Origin of the sequence: Cytobacillus sp., from assembly GCF_032154635.1 — a bacterium.
In the GTDB taxonomy this organism is placed as follows: domain Bacteria; phylum Bacillota; class Bacilli; order Bacillales; family Cytobacillaceae; genus Cytobacillus.
This window is the reverse complement of sequence record NZ_JALDXW010000085.1, coordinates 1-4,928: the sequence shown is the minus strand read 5'-3', so window position 1 is coordinate 4,928 and position 4,928 is coordinate 1. Positions and strand designations below refer to the sequence as shown.

Sequence of the window (4,928 nt, the reverse complement as noted above, 5' to 3'; positions counted from 1 at the left end):
AAGCACCCGTTAGTTGAATAAGACTGATAATAAGTCGAAAATAAAGAGAGCGTTAATCCTTCCGGATTAACGTCAAAAGTTTAACTATGTCAATAAAATAAATTCACTGTTTTTTGATAACAATCGACTAGGAGGCATTTTAATGGCGCTCCCGCTGTTCTTTAGTTCTTATTTTTTATACTGCTGACTTAGTTTTCCCGAATAAACGAAAATTCATCACTAGGTGTGCTAACATACCTGCTACCAAACCCCAAAATGCACCACCTACTCCTAAGAGAGTCACATTTGCAGCAGTTGCTAAAAAAGTGATAAGTGCTGTTTCACGATTACTTGGGTCACCCAACGCTTCCGATAGGCTACTTCCGATAGTCCCCAACAATGCCAAGCCCGCTAGAGTTGCTATAAAGGTTGGAGGTAGTATTAAAAATAGTGATACGAGTGTAACCCCAAAAATACCAACAACTATGTAAATAATTCCACATATTATACCAGCAATATAACGTTTTGATTTATCATTATGGGCATCGGGGCATGTACAAATAGCAGAAGATATGGCTGCGATATTAAAAGCATGTGAGCCAAAGGGAGCCATAATTAAAGAACCTAAGCCTGTAACGGTCAATATGGAATTCGCGCTGGTTTTAAATCCATCTCTCCTTAATATCAACATACCCGGGATATATTGTCCGGTTAGAGTGATAATAAATAATGGTAAACCAACACCTAATAAAGACGATATAGAAAACTCAGGCATTGTTAACACTGGAAGCGCAAAATCAAGCCCAATACCCTGAAAATCAACTTTGTTGAATAGGATGAGGTATAATAGCCCGACAACTAAAATTCCTACTACAGCAAATCGTGAAACAAGACGTTTTAAAACGATATACGTAAAAAACAACATAATAACGAAAGCAGATTCCACTTGGGCTCCGCCAAATGCCGCTATCCCAAACTGCAGCAATATACCAGCCAATAAACCAGCTGCAATGCCAGGGGGAATGTATTTAATGAGACGTTCAAACATTCCAGTCATACCCAAAATAATGAATCCTATTGCAGAAATAATATAAGCGCCGATCGCTTCATTATATGAAGTAAACAATAATGCCGATGCTAAAAATGCTACACCCGGAGTAGACCAAGCTGTAATAATAGGCTCTTTATATTTGTAACTTAACCATACTCCTGTTATTCCCACACCTGTAGAAAGGGAGAAAACCCATGAGGCAGTTAATTCGGGACTTAGATTAGCAACTTTTGCGGCTTGGAATACGATCGCGAAAGTTCCGCCATAATTAATAAGAACAGATACCAAAGCAGCGATTGACGGGAAAAAAAAATCGTCTATACGTAACACATTTGTTTTCGATGTCATTTAGTTATCACCTCTTAAAGTTTTGGAAAAAACTCGTTACACACACGGTCAATTTTCTCTTCATAACCATTCTCCTATCCATATTTAATTTTTGTTCTTTGCCAATCTAATTCGTTTTGAATAGCTTTAAATAGTTTCGAATCTTGCATTTTGATATGATTCATAGCTTGATTCTCTCCATTTACAATTTAATTGATCACCCTAATTCATATCCGAGTAGGTTTCAATATCTTGCTTTAAAGAAGAATTTACTCTTTCATGCGGTCAATCGTCTGAAAGGTCGCTATTAAACAGAATTAGGCTTAAACATCTTTTCCTCTATAATTGGACTCTCTTTTGCTGTTAGATGATGAGGTGTGATTCTATAAACTTGGACTGCAGATCCATAAACAGATGATCTATATTTATCAACATGCTGTTTAGAAAGTTGACGACTATAGTAACCTGGAACGTATTTATCCATCATCTCCTGCAACATACATGTCGATTCCTCTAAATCCATGACTGGCTCTGCTTCACCGAAAAGCATGACACTCATATAAGAAGTATCTGTCTTTGCTGGAACTGGGTCAGTAATGGTGCCGTATTCCGCACATACTGTGAAACAGACTTCAGCATTCTCCTTTATGATTTGGTTCCTTCTTCCCCCCTCCGCGCCGTGAAAATATATCTTGTCATTCAACCACACATAATTTAAAGGTACTACATATGGATATTTCCCGTCCGATAGACCAAGGTGGCCAACCCTCGAAGTTCGTAGAAAATGCCCGATTTTTTTCTGATCCTTACACTCTCGCACCTTATAACGTACTGAATTCAACTCTAATCCGCTCCTTTCAATTTTCCCTGCTGCCCATCCTTTGTGGACTCACATTACTCTAATACTAATCTTTCGAGTTTTCGTGATTGTGGAAGTATAAACATGTTTTTCCACTTGGTTGTAGTTTAGCGATAATTGGAATGGTATGATATATCCAAAGTTATAGATTTTTATCAGTCCATAAAGGGATGTGATGCGTAATGATGAAAATAGATCGACATGATAGAAAACCAATCTGGAAACAGCTGCTTGATCAAGCTATTCATAATATCACGACCGGAAAATGGAGAGCTGGTTACCGGCTACCCCCGACTCGCGAACTCGCTCAACAATTAGGAGTCGCTCGCTCAACGGTACAGGCAATGTATGAAGAACTTTTTAGTAGAGGTTTTACTGTTACCTCACGTCGTGGTGGAACACGAGTAAGCGACTGGAACCAGCCCTTGATCTCAAAGGAAGAAAGATCAGCTCACCGCTTGACTCCACCGCACCTTCCTGTTTTAGAAGATGCAGTAGACCGATTACATGATTGGTCAGGTGAGACAAGGGATAACGCTATAGATATTGATTTCTCCTCCCATGAGCCTTATCTAGATACACTATTTCAGAAAAAATGGAGGCAATCATTTCTCCACGCGTCGGCCAAAGCTGACTTGTCCTGCTGGACGTACGGAAACTCTTTTGGCTACGAGCCTTTACGATGCCAAATTCAAAATTATTTATCAGTTGAAAGGGGAATCCATGTTGATATTGAACAGATTTTACTTACATCCGGAGCTCAGCAAAGCATAGACTTAATCTCACAAGCACTTCTCATTGAGGGGGATACAGTAGCTGTTGAGGATCCAGGATTTCCTCCTGCTTGGCTGACAATGATGTACCGAAACATGAACATCTTGCCTGTGCCGGTCGATGAACAAGGTATAGTTGTCGATTGTATTCCTAAACAATCTAAACTTGTCTTTGTTACACCTTCCCACCAGTCTGCAACCGGTGTTATCATGTCTGTTAAGCGGAGAAGGCAATTATTTGAACTGGCTATTCGCAACCAATCCTGGATTATAGAAGACGACTATGATAGCGAATTTCGCCATAGTGGTGAGCCTCTTCCAACATTATTTAGCCAAGAGCCTGAGTGTACACTCTACCTTATGAGCTTTTCCAAAATGATTGCTCCGGGAATTCGTATTTCAGCCATCATTGGACCAGTTGAAGCAATAGCCCAAATAGCTCGCGTACATAAACTCACTTCTCGGCAACTTCCCATCATGGAGCAGTTAACCCTCACTCATTTTATTGAGCATGGCCATTTTATGCGACATATGAGACGAGTCAGAAATGTTTATCGGCGCAGGCATGCGGCCATGATAAAAGCGATTGCTTCAACCAAATTAGAAGAAATATTTTCAGTAAAAGGCGTGGAAACAGGTCTGCATATGTTACTGGAAGCAGGTGAAGATTTTAATGAAGAAGAAATGACAAACAAAGCATTAGAAAACGGGGTACGTGTCTACCCTCTCAGCCCTTACTGTCTCGAAAGTAAGCGAAAGGGGTGGGTATTGGGATACTCCAAAGTGGATGAAGAAGCGATTATGCGTGGCATTAGTCAATTATCTAATATTATTAAATGATTTCAGTTTTTTTAAAATGGGAGCTAGTGCACTTACTCTAACACCTTAAAGAATCCTGCTAAATGTCACGTCAACGTCGAACTTTTACACCCGAATTTTAACTGCAATTAGTGACACTTTATGAAAACAGGAAACTTCGTGCAGATATTGCTCGAGAATATGATATTACACCATTGACTTTAATAGAAACATCGTCAGCCCTATAACAAGAAGAAAAATTAAGAACATGACATACGTCCATAAATATACTTTTTTCCATTCCACTCAAACCAAATAACCTCCTATATATCCCCCCCTAAAAGCTGGATTGGTCTAACTTTTACGGGGGTTCATTGTTCCATTTGATTGGATATGTCTCAAATTCCATCATGTTGGTAAAATCATAAAAATAAACCTAATTAATAGAACTGTGTAGAATAGATTACTGCAATAAGTTATTAAGGATATCTCCCACATTATAGAAATTCACTGATTCAACTTCAGAAAAACCCCTCATTTACATGATAAGGTTCACCGAAACTAATATTACATTCGTTCCTAATAAAGGAATTCCTTTTGAACTAAACTGCTGCTTTAGTTCAATAAGAATAAAGGCTGTCTACTGACAGTCCTGTTTGCTAAAGCACCCATTACTTCAATTTATTATTGCGGTAACTATTTTTTGGCTCTGGGTAAACTATGGAGAGAAAAATCGTGAGAAATAAATTTCGGACGTCGAATAATCAACTAACGGGTGCTTTAGTTCTAGAAGCAATTGAAAATAAATAGAAGAAAAATCTCAGTTCACTGAACTGACATTTTTTTAATTCTAAATACAAATTCCACTACAGAATACGGTGTAATTCGTTGTACAATTTTGGTCGAATTTCATATTGTATTTTCAAGTTTTGCGATAGGTAACGGAACCCGTTATTAAACTAATGCTACTTTTTTGTTTATTTGATGTAATTTAATATATTTTGTAACACTTTATTTCAAATTTTAACCCCATTTATAAATACGGAAATAAAAAACACCCTTACCATTCCTGGCAAAGGTGCTCTATAAATGTTGCTATAATAGACTTTTTAAGTAAGCCGCCTTTGCCGTACATTCATTA

Annotated in this window: 3 protein-coding genes; 1 reads left to right on the top strand and 2 read right to left on the bottom strand. The window is 38.1% G+C overall.

Annotated elements, in window-relative coordinates; genetic code table 11:
• Positions 1-175 precede the first annotated feature (175 nt).
• A complete protein-coding gene (locus tag RUH74_RS24050) occupies positions 176-1,378 on the bottom strand; it encodes a benzoate/H(+) symporter BenE family transporter (RefSeq protein ID WP_313805391.1) in 1,203 nt (400 codons plus the stop codon).
• Between the two features lie 286 nt (positions 1,379-1,664).
• Positions 1,665-2,198, bottom strand: coding sequence for a pyridoxamine 5'-phosphate oxidase family protein (locus RUH74_RS24045; protein ID WP_313805390.1), 534 nt, complete (start codon positions 2,196-2,198; stop codon positions 1,665-1,667).
• 200 nt (positions 2,199-2,398) lie between these two features.
• On the opposite strand from RUH74_RS24045, the gene pdxR reads away from it, so the two are divergent.
• Positions 2,399-3,829 carry a MocR-like pyridoxine biosynthesis transcription factor PdxR gene (pdxR, locus tag RUH74_RS24040; RefSeq protein ID WP_313805388.1) on the top strand — a complete coding sequence of 477 codons (1,431 nt, stop codon included), beginning with the start codon at positions 2,399-2,401 and terminating at the stop codon, positions 3,827-3,829.
• The last annotated feature ends 1,099 nt before the right edge of the window (positions 3,830-4,928 follow it).

What these genes read in the sequence shown, in the direction of transcription:
- RUH74_RS24050 (WP_313805391.1), bottom strand. Translation starts at nt 1,378, where the DNA reads ATGACATCGAAAACAAATGTGTTACGTATAGACGATTTTTTTTTCCCG.
- pdxR (WP_313805388.1), top strand. Translation starts at nt 2,399, where the DNA reads ATGATGAAAATAGATCGACATGATAGAAAACCAATCTGGAAACAGCTG.